Here is a 16,498-nt window from a genome sequence, read left to right on the forward strand (position 1 = left end):
TCTCACCTATTCAAATAAATCTGGATGCATGATCTTTGCCAGGCTTTCTACACCTTCCCCAAGTCTTGGGCCTTGCCTTGCAATAAGATTATCGTCTATTTCAATCACCTTATCGCCCTTTACAGCTGACAGCTCCTTGTAGCCGGCAGTTTCTACAAACTGCTCTTTTAGTCCATAATTTTGGGAGATCAATATGATATCTGGATCGTTTTCTATTATTTTCTCAAGACTATACTGCCATCCTGTTGCATCTTTTGCAATATTATCCCCTCCGGCTATCTCCAGAAGCTGACCTATAAAGGTATCTCCAGTGGCAGTGTAATCTCCATTTTTACCAAAGCCGGCAACATAATATACTTTCGGCCTTGGGGCATCTTTAACCTTTTCCTGAACCTCTTCAATCTTATCTTTAATCTCTGTAATAACTCGATTGGCTTCATCTTCTGCATTAAGGATTTGCCCCAATCTAGCTATAGAATCATAAGCTCCCTCTAAGTCAATAGCTTCATAGAGCACAACCACCTCTATGCCTAAGTCTTCTAGTTTTTTATAGGTTTCTTCTTTAAAATTGGCAGTGGCAATAACGATATCCGGGTTTAACTCAACAATTTTTTCTACACTGGGATCAATTAAGGACCCTATGCTTGGAACCTCTTTTGTTTCTTCCGGATAATCACAGTAGTCGGTCCTTCCCACAAGGTTTTCTCCTTTGCCTAAAGCATAAATGAGTTCTGTAATACTGGGAGCTACAGAAACGATTCTTTTTGGCTCCTCACTTATTTGGGTGTTCTTAACACCACTACATCCAGCCATAGTGCCTAAAAGGGCTATGATCATAAAAATATGTAATGTCTTTAAGATTCTTTTCATATTGCTTTATCCTTTCCTTTCAGCTTTAATCCATTAAAAATTTTATCTATTAAAAAGGCAGTACATCATAGACGTACTGCCACTAGAATTTATAACTATAGCATAAAAGCAAAATAGTTAATTGACTCTAATAGGCTTTCCCTCCGAAAGCTTATTAATGCTCTCATTTAGGCAGGTCTCCTGGCTCATGATTCATCCTCGTCTTTGCCTTCCCCTAAATACTTAGAGTGGCTTTTAAAGACTCGTCATCAATTACAGTAGCGGGGGCTGCTACGGATTCTAACCGTATTCCCTTTTCACCTTATAAGTTTCATCTTATAAGGCACCTAAATGAATTATTCAGTTTTTTATTATTGAAGTTTAAATCTTTCCACAGCTTCCATAAGTTTTTCTTTTCCTGACTTCACCTCTTCTGTTTGCTCTGCTATTGTACTAACTTTATCTGCAATGACTGCCGTATTCTCAGCCACACTGGTTATTCCGGCGGCTCCTTCATTGGTTGCAGAAGCTACTTCCTCAATAGCTTTTATCATATTCTGTATAGAAATCAGTAATTTCTCAGATGTAACACTAAAATCTGTAATGATCGCACTTACATTTTCAGCATCTTTTTGGTATTGATCTGTTGCTTCCAGCATTAATCCATAATCTTCTTTTACATCCGAAGAAACAAATTCCATCAATTTATTCGAAGTAGATGAGAGATTATTTACTGAACTTTGGACTGTCTTGATTATTTCTTGAATTTCTTTTGCTGTAGCTCCTGAGTTTTCAGCCAGTTTTCCGATTTCATTCGCAACCACCGCAAAGCCTTTACCGGCTTCCCCTGCTCTGGCTGCCTCGATAGCCGCATTTAAGGCCAAAAGATTCGTTTGAGAAGTAATTTCAAGGATTATATTAGATAAAGCTGTGATCTGTTCTACCGATTTCGATTCTTCAATTGCTTTTTCAAGGGCAGATTTTGCTTCTTCAAGAATCTTCATTGCATTATTTTGAGATGTTAAAACTCTTTCTTTTAATCTGTTTGCCCTTTCTTGAATTTCTTCGACAGTTTTTGCTCCATCCTGTGCCTTTTGAGCAATGGAGTGTGCAGCATTTTCAAATTCTGAAGCAGTGGCATTCATTTCCTCGGAAGATGCCGCCGTTTCTTCCATCCCTGCAGAAATTTCTTCTGTTGTAGATGCTACCTCATCTATCTGATCTTTCAGAGCATCAACATTTTCATTAACCACTATAACTGCCTTCATAGATTTATTGGATTCAGTTACAATATCATTCACCATGCTTCTTAAAGTCTTGATCATTTGCTGCAAAGATCTTGAAATGAGACCGATTTCATCCTTATATTTCTGATATTTGGCTGGCATATCGACAGATAAATCCCCCTGGGAAATCTGTTCGATGATCTTAGAAGATTCTTTAATAGGTTTTGATATTTTTTTACCTACTATGATGGATATAATAACAAATAGAACTCCAACCAAAAGAGCCATAAAGCCAAATAACATAATTTGCCTGTTTATTTGCTTCCTCATTTCTATTTTCTTAGTATTGATTACTGCATCAATATCATCCGTATAATTTCCTGTTCCAACAACCCATTCAAAAGGTTTATAAGATAATGAATAACTACGCTTAGGTAGTGGTTCTGTCTGTCCCTCTTTTGGGAAGTGGTAGTCTGAAAAACCACCACCCTCCTGCATTCCGTTTTTGATAATCTCTTTAATAAGATACTTGCCGTTACTGTCTTTCTGCTCATAGCGATTGGTACCTTCTGTTGCACTTCCATATAATACTACATTAACTCCCTCATATGTGTCAATCCAAAAATACCCATCTTCGCCATAACGCATATCTCTAACGATATCGGCAGCAGCTTTTTTAGCCTCTTCTAAAGTCATCTCGCCTTTCTCTACTTTTTTCCCATATTGTTCAATCACACTGACAGCACTTTGCACCTGAGTCGAAATCAAGTGATCAAAGCTTTCTCTCATGCTTTTTTCCATTGCATTTAACGATGTTGTTTGTGTATATAAGACCAATGAAATGGATATGGTACCTAATAGTACAACCAGTACGAAAGTATTCAACAATGACAGGAGTATGATTTTATTTTCTATCTTCTTCATTAGAATCCGCCCCTTCAATTTTATATATGTTGCCTTATTTTAATCTTAAACCCAGTTCAATTTTTGGTCAAGTTTATAATTCGACAATTTTTGCATACAATTATCGACATTAATGCGTATAGCTTCCTTTTCCTCCTTATTTCTTTATTTTTATATCACTTCCATTTTTTATTTACAATACACTGAAAGTACTAAAAAAGCTGTTGGTTTTTACCAACAGCCCTTAGCTATTTAAATTCTTTAAATATTTCCTTTTTAGCTCCACAGACTGGACATACGTCCGGCGATTCATCCAGAACCGTATAACCGCAAACAGGACATATGTAAACCGCTTCAAAGTCATAATCTTTCCCCGACTTCGCACTTTCTTGCGCTTCTTTAAACATTTTCGCATGAATTTTTTCAGCCTCCAATGCATAGTGGAAGGAACGTTTTGCGCCTTTTTCCCCCTGGAACTCTGCGGTCTGCAAATAAACCGGATACATCTGTTCTACTTCGTGAAGCTCTCCATCAATGCCGCCCTGTAGGTTCTCTACAGTACTTCCAATACCAAAAACTCCTCCGGCAGGAACTGTATAGTCTCCTTTTTGTTCCTTTAAGACATTAAAGTGGTTATTTGCATGAACATATTCTGCATATCCTATGGCTTCAAACAGAGTTCCTATCTTGGGAAATCCCTCTTTTCTGGCGATTTCACCCCAAATCAGATAGCGCATATGCGCCATGCTTTCTCCACCGTAAGCAGAGCGCAAAAAGTCAGCAGTCATTGCGTTTTTAACCATATGAATCCTCCTTGTTTTAATATTCTCAATTCATCTTTGTTATATTACGCAAATCGTACTGTCTTTATACATAGATCTTATCCTCCACTTTATTTTTCTACTATTAATGTACCCCCTGGGGCTACTCTTGTCAAACCCAATGGTATGCTGGAATAAATGTATAAACGTATTTTTTTCTTTTATTTAAGAATGTGGAAAACATACCTTTTTTGATTTATAATAAATGTATTAATTAAAGATCGGAGGACATACTATGCGCCTGGTCCCTGTAGAATGTTTAAATGGTGGAGAAATTATAGCCAAAACGATTATTGATAAAGATGGCAGCAGACTGCTTGCTAAAAATACAAGTTTTAAACTTTATTATAAAGAAAAATTGCTGGAAAGAGGCATCGATAAAATATATATTGTGGATGATTTGTCTGAAGGAATCGAAAACAAAGACGTCATTTCTGAGCAAGTTCGCCTGGAAACCATTGATTTGGTAAAGGATATGGTTTCTTTATTTAAAGCAACTCAGCAAATAGATGTTCACAGACTGGAAGATACCGCTGTCAGAATTATTGAAGAGATTTTAAACAACAAGGAAATTCTATATGATATAGTCGACATTAAAGCCAAAGATAACTACACCTATTGCCATAGTGTAAATGTAGCCGTTTTATGCGTTATGCTCGGGAGAAAAATGGGGGGCAATAAATCTTACTTAAAAAAATTGGCTATAGGAGGACTTCTTCATGACTTTGGAAAAATATTAGTTCCCGATGAAGTATTAAATAAGCCTGTAAAGCTCTCTAACCAAGAATATAATTTGATCAAACAGCATCCCCTTCAAGGATATCATATATTTAAAGAACATCCTTCTTTAACTCCCATAACTAAAGCAATGATTCTGATGCATCACGAGCAAATTGGCGGTAAAGGATATCCCTTAGGACTCACTGGTGAAAAAATTCCCGAAGCGGCCAAAATTTGTGCGATCTGTGATATCTTCGATGCGATGACCAGCAAGCGTATCCATAGAGATCCATATACCATTATTGATACTTTAAATGAAATGGAAAAAATGACAAGATATCATTTGGATTCAGATATCTTTAAAATATTTCGGAGTATCATATGCTATTATCCTGTAGGGACAACAGTCTTATTAAGTGACGATACCATTGCCATCGTTGAAAAAAATAAAACTGAAGCCATTAACCAACCCACTGTAAGAGTGATCTATGATTTGAAATCTCAGCAGGAGCTTTTTAAAAGACTGGACTTGGTTCTTCATGACGATATTAAAATTCAAAGAGAACTCGTTCCGGATGAATATATGAACAATCCTGCTATTTTAAGAGCTATGAAAAAATAATAAAAAAAAAGACCTCATTTGGTCTTATAAACAATGCATCAATTTTAATAATAATAAGGATATGGATATTGGTAGTATGGATACCCATAATACGGGTATTGATAAGATGGATATCCATAGAAATAATCATATGGATATCTTCTGCGATATCTTTGTCTTCTTCCAAACAATTCAGATAGTAAAAGTGCTCCTGTCAGAGAACGAATGAGACGATATCTTGGTATTCTTTGTCTATCCATGTCAGGTTCTTCTAATACTTCAGGCATTTCATTGACGATTCTTTCGTAAATTCTGTCGATCATTTGCTCTATCGTTTCATGATCAGGGTATTCATCATACATAGGGCTTCCATCATAATCCATTTTGCTGCATTCTTCTTCTATATACTTTAGTATCCTTTGATTTAATTCTGGATGCAATTTCTTTAAATATTCTCTATCTCTATCATCCATATCATCAATATAATAGGAAGGCATAGTCTGCTGCATACCTGGTTGATACATTCCCGGCTGATACATACCTGGTTGATACATTCCCGGATACATCCCCGACTGTGGCATCATTGTGTCTTGCATTGCTGGTTGTTGCATCATGGGCTGTTGATTCATCTGAGGTTGACTTACTGGTTGTTGGCCAGGCTGTTGATTACCTTGGTTATATGCTCTATTTTGCTCAAAATTTTGAGACATTTTTCCTCCTCCTTTTTACTTATTTTTTACTCAATAACAATATATGCAATATATTCCATTTGGTTCGTGTAAAAAGAGTTTCGCAAGTGTGCATCCTGCCCGGTGTTTTTTTCATTGCAGAGGAAATCGGAAATATTTTTTTATGCAATAAAAAAATCCCTAAATGATTTAGGGATTTTTTCGTTTTAATCTACCGAAACATGAATAGGTTCTAAGTTCCAGATTTCTTCTGCATATTCTTTAATCGTCCTGTCACTGGAAAACTTGCCGCTTTTAGCTACATTCATGATCTGCATTTTCGTCCATTCTTCTCTGTTTTTATAGGCTTCAACAATTCTCCTATGAGTCTGCGCATAGCTGTCAAAGTCTTTAAGTACGAAATATTCGTCTCCTCCATTTAGCAGACTGTCATAAATCTCTCTGAACAGTTCTGGATTTTCTGGGGATAAAAATCCATTAATAAGCTGTGTCAAAACCAATCTGAGATCTTGATTGGTATTATAGATATCCCAAGGATTATAGTTTCGGTTTTTATAGTACTCAATCACTTGATCCGCCGTCAAACCAAAAATGAAGATATTTTCATCCCCAACTTCTTCTTTAATTTCTATATTGGCTCCGTCCAAGGTCCCTATAGTCACTGCTCCATTTAGCATAAACTTCATATTACCAGTTCCGGATGCTTCTTTACTTGCTGTTGAGATCTGCTCGCTGATGTCCGCAGCCGGGAAAAGTTTTTCAGCAATGGATACATTATAGTTTTCAACAAATACAACTTTAATTTTTCCATTAATGTGCTCATCCTTATTAATGATGTCTGCTACAGTATTGATGAGTTTAATAATGAGTTTTGCCCTTCTGTATCCTGGCGCAGCCTTTGCCCCAAATATGAAGGTACGAGGATAGAAATCCATATCGGGGTGAGCTTTTAATTGATTGTATAAATACAGGATATGAAGCACATTAAGGAGCTGCCTTTTATATTCATGAAGTCGTTTAATTTGAATATCATATATGGAATTGGGATCGATTTCAATGTTGTTATGCTTCTTTATGTATTCCGCCAGTTTTATCTTGTTTTCGTACTTGATTTCCATAAATTTCTTTCTGAATGCTTCATTTTCTTTATAAGGCACCAGTTTATTTAATTCTGTTAAATCCGTAAACCAACCATCCCCTATAGTATCTGTAATGAGTGCTGCAAGTTTCGGATTAGCTTTTGCAAGCCATCTTCTTTGAGTGATTCCATTGGTTTTGTTATTAAACTTATGGGGATATAATTCGTAGAAGTCTTTTAGTTCCTGATTTTTCAGGATTTCTGTATGGAGTGCCGCAACTCCGTTAACAGAGTGACTTCCCACAATAGCCAGCCAAGCCATTTTTACTTGACCATCAGATATAATGGCCATACGACGGATTCTTTCATGGTCATCTTTGTAGCGAATTAATAATTCAAGGCAGAACCTGCGGTTAATTTCTTCAATGATCTGATAAATTCTTGGAAGGAGTCTGCTAAACAACTCAACCGGCCATTTTTCAAGGGCTTCGGACATTATGGTATGATTGGTATAAGCACAAACCTGGGTTGTAATATTCCATGCTTCATCCCAGGATAAATCTTCTTCGTCTATAAGAATTCTCATCAGTTCAGCAACTGCCATGGAAGGATGGGTATCGTTCATCTGGATCGCAATTTTCTTAGGCAAGTCTTTTAAATCATTATGTTTTGATTTAAACTTCTTTACTGCTGTTTGAACACTGGCAGAGACGAAGAAGTACTGCTGTTTTAGTCTGAGCTCTTTACCCTGTATATGATTGTCGTTAGGATATAATACCTCTACGATGGTTTCTGCCAAATATTGCTGTTCTACTGCTTTTTGGTATTCTCCCTGGTCAAACTTGTTAAAGTCAAATTTAATAATTGCCCTGGCATCCCATAATCTTAAGGTATTAACCGTATAATTATTGTATCCTAAAATTGGAATATCGTAGGGCACTGCAATGATGGTATGACAGTTTTCCTGAATGAATCTATCCTCTCCATTTTCCTTTTTTTCAACTCTGACATTACCCCCAAATTTGACTTCGCAGGCATATTCAGAGCGTCTTATTTCCCATGGATTGCCGTTTTCCAACCAGTTGTCCGGCTGTTCAACCTGATATCCATCTACGATTTTTTGTTCAAATATACCGTGCCGGTACCTGATTCCACAACCATAGGCCGGGTATTCAAGAGTCGCAAGAGAATCCAAAAAACATGCAGCCAGTCTTCCAAGACCACCGTTTCCAAGGCCTGGATCGGGTTCTTCCTCTTCAATATCATTATAGTTTATTCCCAGTTCCGCCAAGGCCTCTTCAACTTCTTTTTTAGCCATTAAATTGATTAAATTATTTCCGAGAGCCCGCCCCATTAAAAATTCCATAGATAAATAGTAGACAATTTTTGCATCTTTTTCTTCGTAAGTTTTATGGGTAGCAATCCAGCGGTCGGTAATTAGATCCCTGAGGGCAAAAGCAACTGCCTGGTAGATTTGCTGCTTTGTCGCTGTCTCGATAGTCTTTCTTTTTAATGTTTTAACATTTTCTAATACTTGTCTTTTGAATTCTTCTTTATTAAAATCCAGATTCAAAGCAAATCCCTCCACATTATTTCTTATAAACCATAAAACGTTTCAAAGGACTTAATGATATATTCATGATCCAATACGCCGCCAAGTTCTCTGACAGAATGCATGGACAGCATGGGATTTCCTACATCTATACAACGTATTCCAAGTTGGGTGGCACTGATGGGTCCTATGGTACTTCCTCCCAATTCATCAGAACGATTGACAAACTTTTGGACAGGTACGCCTGCTTTTTGACATATTTCCTGATACACTGCACTGGTGTCCGCATCTGTTGCATATTTTTGATCAGCATTGATCTTTATTACCGGCCCTCCATTGATTAAAGGATGATGGGTTGGATCTTGTTTTTCTTCGTAGTTCGGGTGAAGGGCATGGGCCATGTCGGCAGAAATCATAAAAGAGTTGGATAAAGCTCTAAAATAATCTTCCCGCCCCTTGCCTAATGACAGGAGAATCCTTTCCAGTACGTAAGGAAGCATGGGGGAATCCGCCCCTTGTTTGGTAGCACTTCCAATTTCCTCGTTATCATAACATACCAAAACATTAATACCCGATGTCTGCCTTGCACTTATAATGGCTTTCAAACCAGCATGAACCATGGCTAAATCATCTAGTTTAGGTGAGGAGATAAACTCCTTGTTCATACCTGTAATAAGTCCTTTTTCTACAGGGTATAAAATCAAATCAAAGTCCAAAATTTCTTCTATTTTAACATCTAAGTTTTGAGCAATCAATCTTAAAATTCTATTTTTTTCGCCAAATTCATCATTTACAACCCCCAGTAAGGGTAGGGTATCCTTCTGCTTATTAAATTTTACGCCTTCATTCACTGTCCGATTCATATGGATTGAAAGACTGGGAATAATGACAATAGGCTCTTTAAAATCTATAAGCCTTTTTGTAGGATTCAACGGATTTTGACTTTTTAGGACTACTCTTCCAGCAATGGACAAGGGCCTGTCAAGCCAGGTATGCAGTATAGCACCTCCATAGCTTTCAGTATTGAGTTTGATATAATTCTTTATCCTCATTTCAGGAAAAGGCTTTATTTTAAACGCAGGACTATCCGTATGGGCCGCAATCATCTTAAAGCCCTCTTCCTCTATATTTCCTTCTCCTATCTCAAAAGCGATTAGAGCAGAATCATTCATTACTGTAAAATAACGCCCCTTCTTTTGAAGTTCCCAATGACTTTTAGGGTCTAAGCCTATAAACCCATGATCTCTTAAAGTCTTTTTTAAATTGTGAACTACATGAAAAGGCGAAGGGCTGCTGTCTATAAATGAAATAAGTTCTTTTGCAAATGTATCATTTCTCATAATAAACTCCTTTATATACAAGATATTGTGAAAGTCGATATTATCATTATAACACAAATACCTTTTTTTATTTCACAAAAAGCAAAGGGCGCATTATACGCCCTTTGCCTACTCTTTTTACTTATTTTCTTTCCATGAGTTTAATGAATCTGTAAAGTGCTACTGCAACTTCTGCTCTTGTTGCATTTGCTTTTGGTTCAAATGTCGTTTGAGTTCTTCCGTCTACCAGCTTCTCATTTATAACAAAGGAAATACTTGCTCTTGCATAACCTGAAATATTGCTCCTGTCTGTAAAGATGGACAAGTTTCCATCGTTTGCATTTGGTATATCAGGAAGGCCTATTCCTCCGTAGAGATATGTGTATGCTCTTGTAATCATGGTCGCCATTTGCTCTCTGGTGATATTTGCATCTGGTGCAAAATGGTTACTGTCTACTCCTTTGATTAATCCTGCTTTGGTAGCAGCAGAGATATAATCGTAGTACCACTTTCCTTCTGGAACATCGACAAATTGAACAGAAGCTTGATCGGGTTCAAGTTTTAAGGTTCTTGCCAGGATCGCTGCAAATTCCGCTCTGGTAATGCTTCTGTCAGGTTCAAAATGGGTATCATCTACTCCAACCATAATGTGTTTTGCAGCTATAATTTCAATCTCATTCTTTGCCCAGTGGCTTGCAATGTCTGCAAAGGTTTTATTATATTCCATCACAGCATAAAGTGAAAAATGACTGGTGGTAAATGTTATTGTATTTGTTTTCGGATTATATACTCCGCCAACATATTCCCATTCTTCAGTAGATTCATTGTAGTAGTATACGCCTAATTTTTCTACATTGATAGTGCTTAAATCCATTCCTGCCAGAGAAATTGCTACCGTGATATCAGAGTTAAATCTTAGAGTTTCTTTATCTCCTTTTTCGTCCTCAATTTCTGCCGTAAATTCAAATACTCTTCCGCCAATGGCAAATAAACCTTTCCCAGCATTCTTGGAGGCATCTTTTAATTTGTCCTCAGCTTCTTTGCTGTCAAGTTCTTTCACAGTAATTTTTGCCTGTTGATCGTCATCAATGGAAGCGACCACACTGGATGGTATAGTAATCGCTACATCATTCGTCTTAACAGCAAGTGATTTTCTTTGTGAAATGAGTTCTTTTAATGCATCACCGTTAACATATACCGCAGGTTCTTTTGCAGATGAAGATATCGTAACTGTTAACGTTTCTCCAGAAGCATTCTTTACCATCTCTTTTGTCACATTAATTTTATTATTATTTTGAGAAACACTGCCAGAACCACCGCCGGATCCTCCGGATCCTCCGCTGCCAGAACCGCCACCACCGGAACCTCCACCGGAAGAAGATTCTATAAATTTGATTGGTTCTCCGATGGCATACCCATTGATATCTGTTTTTAACTGAATAGATATTCCATCATTTTTGTCCACCACGTTAGGGATTGTAATTTGGAAGGTTGTTATTCCATTGGCATCTGTCTTCCTTCCAACTTTTACGTTGGTATTACTTGCTCGGTATACATGATCTGAAACTGTATAACTCTCATTATTAGTTTTATCATGGTTTATAATTATAATATCCGCATAGAATTGATGATTCTTTATCGCTCTTCCTTTTTCATCTCTTGCTATAATTGTAACGATACTTGTTTTCCCTGAACTTAAACTGGGGGAAACTTGCACTGTGGTATTCACTGGAGGAATTGATCCAGCGATAAATCCTACTGCACTGCCTGCTTTGGTTCCACCATCAGTTTTAAACTGTATGGATATACCATCATTTTCATCAACGTGAGAAGGAATGCGAACCTTCATGGATGTCTTTCCATTTTCATTTGTCGGTACAACGAATTCCACATTCTTATCGCTTTCTTTATAAACATATCCTGCAACAATATATTCTTCATCTGTTTCCCCGTCATTATTGATAATCGTTACATCGGTATAGAGCTGCTCACCTTTTACAAGGTTGCCATATTGGTCTTTGGCAGTCACTGTAATGGTACTTTCAGTTCCTAAATCGAATGCAGGATTTACTTCTACAGTTGTTTTTTCTGCAGCAAGTTTTCCTGCTTTTACAGATTGTGTGACCGTTAGAGGATTATAATTATTAGCTCTGACAGTAATTTCATAATCTCCTGCTTTAGTAATAACACCCTGTTTAATGGTTATCTTTCCAGGAGCAATACTGTATTGAGACGCTGTTAATGCGGTATTACCAACTGTAATTTCGACAATATTACTTCTCCAATCTACATGATCTGTAAAAGTAATATCTAAGGAATTATCTACTGTATTGGAAGTCGTATCTGGTGTAAGCTCAGGTACAGGTTGACTTTCAATTGTCGTTACCTTAAGTGGTTCAGAGAGCCCGGAACTAAGTTGATCAGAACTGTCATCTATAGCTTCAACCGTATAAGCATATTCAGTTCCTTTAGTTAATCCAGTATCTAAATACTGAGTCTCTATGGTCTTACCAGCAAATACACCATCTCTGTATACATTGTATTCTAAAATTCCTGTGTTGGAACAACAGGCTCTGCACCAGGAATCCCTCGTATCACCTTTGCATCGGAATATCCCAGCTCAACTAAAATGTTTCCTAAGTCTTTAAGTCTTTCTTCAGCATAAACAGTTTTTGCATTTAAAAAGCCTGGCAGACTTCCCAAAATCACCGCTAATGCCAATATAAGGGGAGCCATTCTTTTAATTAGCTTTTTCACTGTTTTCCCTCCTTTTTTTCTCATTTGCTTTCCTCCCTTGAAATGAATTTTTATATTTCTTTCATTTAAAATATCATAAAAAATTCTCTAAAAACGATCTATTGCATGAAACATGATTTTTTTGACATGAAATACAATACCCGCAGGTGTGCATCCTGCCCGGAAGACTTTTTATTGTATAGGAAATTTGGTGGAATTTCCTATACAATAAAAACAGGCTGCTCAGTAAATCTTTTACTGAGCAGCCTGCTAAACTTACGCTCTTTTCACGGTGAATTGAACTGCTTCTCCATTGATATTCCAGTCTTTGGAATAGCCGTCCATGGTTCCTTCTGATATGTTTTCTGCCAAAACTTCTCCGGCGATTTCTTCTTTATTTCTTTCGATAATCTTAGCCAGCTTTTCATTGCCATGATATGTTACAAGAATATAGTCCTGTACTTCGAAGTCAGCTTCTTTTCTCATGGTCTGGATCTTGCTGATGATTTCTCTTACAAATCCTTCTTCAATCAGTTCTTCTGAAAGATTGGTATCTAATACTACAGTCACATCTTTCTCACTTTCTGCCACAAAACCTTCTTTATGCTCTGTGGAGATTAAAAGGTCTTCTTCAAGGAGTTCCACTTTTTCTCCATCAAAATCAAAGGTTAATGGATTGCCGCTTTTTAGCTCATTCATGGCTTTGTTGCCATCGATTGCTGTTAGAGCTTCGCGGATTTTTCCTACCAGTTTTCCGTATTTAGGCCCTACAGTCTTTAACTGAGGCTTGAAGGAATAGGTTGTAAAATCAGCCACATCATCGGTAAAGATAACTTCTTTCACATTTAACTCATCGGCAATGATGTCTTTGTATTCGCCTGGAAGTTCTTTAGCTACTTTAACATACATTTTTCCTAAAGGCTGTCTGTTTTTAATATTGGCAGTATTTCTGCATGCACGGCCCTGAACAACGACTTTTAGAACTGTGTCCATGTTTTCTTCTAATTCTTTGTTAATGAATGTTTCATTAACTTCTGGGAACAGGCACAGGTGCACACTTTCAGGAGCGTTCTTATCCACATTTCTTACAAGATTTTGGTAAATTTCTTCTGCCATAAATGGTGTAAATGGCGCTGTAAGCTTCGTTAAAGTGGTTAAAACAGTATAAAGAGTCATATAGGCATTGATTTTATCCTGAGGCATATCTTTATACCAGAAACGTTCTCTACTTCTTCTTACATACCAATTACTTAAATCATCTACAAAGTCCTGCAGAGCTCTTGCAGATTCTATGATTCTGTAATTGTCTAAGTTTTTATCAACAGTTGCAATTAAAGAATGCAGTCTGGATAAAATCCATTTGTCCATGATGGATAATTGGTCGTAATCCAATGTATAATCCATTGGATTGAATCCGTCAATGTTCGCATACAGTACATAGAATGCATAAGTATTCCAGAAAGTTCCCATGTATTTTCTTTGAGCTTCACTGACGGCTTCTCCGTAGAATCTGCTTGGAAGCCATGGTGCACTGTTGGTGTAGAAATACCATCTTACTGCATCCGCCCCTTGTTTGTCCAGAACAGACCATGGATCCACTACATTTCCTTTATGCTTGCTCATCTTAAGTCCATCTTTGTCCTGAACCAATCCGAGCACAATTACGTTCTGGTATGCCGGTTCATCAAATAAAAGAGTGGAAATAGCAAGGAGTGTATAGAACCAACCTCTTGTTTGGTCCACTGCTTCACTGATAAAGTTTGCAGGGAAATTTTGCTCGAATTTTTCCTTGTTTTCAAACGGATAATGCCATTGTGCAAAAGGCATGGAACCAGAATCGTACCAGCAGTCAATAACTTCCGGAACCCTCTTCATGCTGCCGCCGCACTTGGGGCAATTAAGATATACATTGTCAATATAAGGCTTATGAAGTTCTATATCTTCTGGTACATCTTTTCCCATTTCGCGGAGTTCTGCAATGCTGCCTATGGCATGGCGATATCCGCAACCACATTCCCAGATTGGCAGAGGAGTTCCCCAGTATCTTTCACGGCTAAGACCCCAGTCTATGACATTTTCAAGGAAGTTTCCAAAACGGCCGTCACGGATATTTTCAGGAAGCCAGTTAATTTTTTTGTTATTTTTAAGCAATTTGTCTCTAACTGCTGTCATCTTAATGAACCAGGTATCTCTTGCGTAATATAAAAGTGGTGTATCACATCTCCAACAGAAAGGATAGGAGTGCTCATAATCCTGAGCTTTGTAAAGAAGGTTTCTGCTGTCTAAATTCTTTATAATCTCTGGATCAGCGTCTTTTACAAACATTCCTTTCCAGGGGGTTACAGCATCTACAAAATTACCTTGCTCATTAACCAATTGCACAAAAGGAAGATCATAAGTTCTTCCGACTCTGGCATCGTCTTCCCCGAAAGCAGGAGCTGTATGAACGATACCAGTACCATCTGTTAAGGTTACATAATCATCTGCTACAACATACCATGCTTTTTTATCTACCTTAGCAAAATCAAAAATTGGTGTATATTCTGTTCCGACTAAATCTTTTCCAACCATTCTGTCTAAAACTTCGTATGCTTCGTTTAATACGGTTTCTGCCAAAGCTTCTGCTAAAATATAAACTTCATCAGCACATTTTGCTTTTACATAGGTTTCATCAGGATTTACAACCAATGCCACATTGGACGGCAGAGTCCATGGGGTTGTTGTCCAAGCCATTAAGTAAACTTGGTTTTCGCCTTTTACAGGGAATTTTACAAAAACAGAAGCTTCTTTAACATCCTTATAGCCTTGTGCGACTTCATGGCTGGATAAGGATGTACCACATCTTGGGCAATAAGGTACTATTTTATGGCCTTTGTATAAAAGTCCTTGATCCCAAATTTTCTTTAAAGACCACCAAACCGATTCAATATAATTATTATGATAGGTTACATATGGGTTTTCCATATCTACCCAATAACCTACACGATCGCTCATTCTTTCCCATTCACTTTGATACTTCCAAACGCTTTCCTTACACTTTTTGATAAAAGGTTCTACGCCATATTCTTCAATCTGAGGCTTACCGCTGATGCCAAGGGTTTTTTCTACTTCCAGCTCAACAGGAAGTCCATGAGTATCCCAGCCTGCTTTTCTAAGAACATTATATCCTTTCATTGACTTGTATCTTGGGATAATATCCTTAATTACCCTTGTTAAAATATGCCCTATATGAGGCTTTCCATTGGCTGTAGGAGGTCCATCATAAAATGTAAAAGTCGGTCCCCCTTCTCTCAGGGACATGCTTTTTTCAAAGATATTGTTTTCTTTCCAGAATTTTAATACCTGTTTTTCTCGTTCCACAAAATTCAGGTCTGTCGAAACTTTGTTATACACAGTATACCCTCCATTCCTTTCCATTATAAAAAGCCTCTCATCCCTTAACAGGACGAAAGGCTACTTTCGCTATACCACCTGATATTACATCGTTCTATACATACTATAATATGCTTTCCTGTTAACGGGGGAATCCCGTCAGAGCCTACTGCAAGTTCGGTCTGCCACTCCAAGGGGATTTTCCGTATTTTCTTCATCTTGGGCTTCCACCATCCCCAATTCGCTGTGGACTCCAAAAATACGTACTTGTCCTTTTCCTCGTGTTTATACAAATATCCCAATCTATAATTCAATTTATTATTATAGGAAAGTCTTTATGATTTGTAAAGGGGGTTTTTTATATTTATTGTCATTATTTTAACTTTTTATTCATATTTTATAGTTATAGATTTTACATTGCCTTGACGGATTAGAAAGGAGGATGGATATGGAGATTTTATACTTCATTATCGTTACATTGTTTTCTGCCTTTACTTTGCTGCTTCTATCTTCTCAATGCAAACATTATGCAGTCAAAAAAGGGGAGGAACTGGTTAAACTTATATCCAGAAATAAACAGATATAGTTTTTCTATTTCAAAATCCTTATTCCGTTCATTGACTTTGTGGTAT

General features: G+C 37.3%; 11 protein-coding genes, 1 pseudogene, 1 riboswitch and 1 other annotated feature. Of the genes and pseudogenes, 2 read left to right on the forward strand and 10 right to left on the reverse strand.

The genetic code is table 11. From position 1 onward, the window contains the following. Positions 1 to 6 precede the first annotated feature (6 nt). The 3 genes from JOD07_RS01450 to JOD07_RS01460 form a co-directional block, all read right to left on the reverse strand. Entirely contained in the window at positions 7 to 870 is an 864-nt protein-coding gene (locus tag JOD07_RS01450) for an ABC transporter substrate-binding protein (RefSeq protein WP_243144557.1), read from the reverse strand. 153 nt (positions 871 to 1,023) lie between these two features. Beyond that, positions 1,024 to 1,215, reverse strand: a riboswitch (cobalamin riboswitch). Positions 1,216 to 1,220: 5 nt separating this feature from the next. Continuing rightward, positions 1,221 to 2,999, reverse strand: coding sequence for a methyl-accepting chemotaxis protein (locus tag JOD07_RS01455; protein WP_204611749.1), 1,779 nt, complete (start codon positions 2,997 to 2,999; stop codon positions 1,221 to 1,223). Positions 3,000 to 3,226: 227 nt separating this feature from the next. After that, complete coding sequence (locus JOD07_RS01460) at positions 3,227 to 3,781, reverse strand: rubrerythrin family protein (protein ID WP_204611750.1); 555 nt, start codon at positions 3,779 to 3,781, stop codon at positions 3,227 to 3,229. Between the two features lie 253 nt (positions 3,782 to 4,034). Here JOD07_RS01460 and JOD07_RS01465 point away from each other — a divergent pair, with 253 nt between their 5' ends. Further along, the gene (locus JOD07_RS01465; RefSeq protein WP_158739896.1) at positions 4,035 to 5,141 is read left to right on the forward strand and encodes an HD-GYP domain-containing protein; all 1,107 of its coding nucleotides are present in this window, start codon (positions 4,035 to 4,037) and stop codon (positions 5,139 to 5,141) included. 44 nt (positions 5,142 to 5,185) lie between these two features. Here JOD07_RS01465 and JOD07_RS01470 read toward each other — a convergent pair whose 3' ends face one another. The 7 genes and pseudogenes from JOD07_RS01470 to ileS form a co-directional block, all read right to left on the reverse strand. Further along, complete coding sequence (locus JOD07_RS01470; RefSeq protein ID WP_158739897.1) at positions 5,186 to 5,830, reverse strand: hypothetical protein; 645 nt, start codon at positions 5,828 to 5,830, stop codon at positions 5,186 to 5,188. A gap of 185 nt (positions 5,831 to 6,015) precedes the next feature. Continuing rightward, positions 6,016 to 8,460, reverse strand: coding sequence for a glycogen/starch/alpha-glucan phosphorylase (locus tag JOD07_RS01475; RefSeq protein ID WP_158739898.1), 2,445 nt, complete (start codon positions 8,458 to 8,460; stop codon positions 6,016 to 6,018). A 23-nt stretch (positions 8,461 to 8,483) separates the two neighbouring features. Beyond that, positions 8,484 to 9,779 (reverse strand): M18 family aminopeptidase, encoded by a 1,296-nt coding sequence (locus JOD07_RS01480; protein ID WP_158739899.1) that lies wholly within the window; start codon positions 9,777 to 9,779, stop codon positions 8,484 to 8,486. Between the two features lie 121 nt (positions 9,780 to 9,900). After that, the gene (locus JOD07_RS15765; RefSeq protein WP_204611753.1) at positions 9,901 to 11,787 is read right to left on the reverse strand and encodes an S-layer homology domain-containing protein; all 1,887 of its coding nucleotides are present in this window, start codon (positions 11,785 to 11,787) and stop codon (positions 9,901 to 9,903) included. Positions 11,788 to 11,877: 90 nt separating this feature from the next. Next, positions 11,878 to 12,372: pseudogene (locus JOD07_RS15955) on the reverse strand (DUF1533 domain-containing protein); the annotation flags it as partial. Next, on the reverse strand, positions 12,303 to 12,539 hold the full coding sequence (locus JOD07_RS01495; protein WP_204611755.1) for a hypothetical protein: 237 nt from the start codon (positions 12,537 to 12,539) through the stop codon (positions 12,303 to 12,305). The pseudogene JOD07_RS15955 and the gene JOD07_RS01495, both read right to left, overlap by 70 nt. A 231-nt stretch (positions 12,540 to 12,770) precedes the next feature. Next, positions 12,771 to 15,887 (reverse strand): isoleucine--tRNA ligase, encoded by a 3,117-nt coding sequence (gene ileS, locus JOD07_RS01500; RefSeq protein WP_158739901.1) that lies wholly within the window; start codon positions 15,885 to 15,887, stop codon positions 12,771 to 12,773. Between the two features lie 45 nt (positions 15,888 to 15,932). Next, positions 15,933 to 16,155: a binding site (T-box leader), on the reverse strand. 159 nt (positions 16,156 to 16,314) lie between these two features. Here ileS and JOD07_RS01505 point away from each other — a divergent pair. After that, entirely contained in the window at positions 16,315 to 16,452 is a 138-nt protein-coding gene (locus tag JOD07_RS01505) for a hypothetical protein (protein ID WP_158739902.1), read from the forward strand. Positions 16,453 to 16,498: the final 46 nt, after the last annotated feature.

The organism is Defluviitalea raffinosedens (assembly GCF_016908775.1).
Lineage (GTDB): Bacteria > Bacillota > Clostridia > Lachnospirales > Defluviitaleaceae > Defluviitalea > Defluviitalea raffinosedens.

Coding starts and splice junctions, on each gene's coding strand:
- JOD07_RS01450 (WP_243144557.1), bottom strand. CDS start 870: ATGAAAAGAATCTTAAAGACATTACATATTTTTATGATCATAGCCCTT.
- JOD07_RS01455 (WP_204611749.1), bottom strand. CDS start 2,999: ATGAAGAAGATAGAAAATAAAATCATACTCCTGTCATTGTTGAATACT.
- JOD07_RS01460 (WP_204611750.1), bottom strand. CDS start 3,781: ATGGTTAAAAACGCAATGACTGCTGACTTTTTGCGCTCTGCTTACGGT.
- JOD07_RS01465 (WP_158739896.1), top strand. CDS start 4,035: ATGCGCCTGGTCCCTGTAGAATGTTTAAATGGTGGAGAAATTATAGCC.
- JOD07_RS01470 (WP_158739897.1), bottom strand. CDS start 5,830: ATGTCTCAAAATTTTGAGCAAAATAGAGCATATAACCAAGGTAATCAA.
- JOD07_RS01480 (WP_158739899.1), bottom strand. CDS start 9,779: ATGAGAAATGATACATTTGCAAAAGAACTTATTTCATTTATAGACAGC.
- JOD07_RS01495 (WP_204611755.1), bottom strand. CDS start 12,539: ATGAGAAAAAAAGGAGGGAAAACAGTGAAAAAGCTAATTAAAAGAATG.
- JOD07_RS01505 (WP_158739902.1), top strand. CDS start 16,315: ATGGAGATTTTATACTTCATTATCGTTACATTGTTTTCTGCCTTTACT.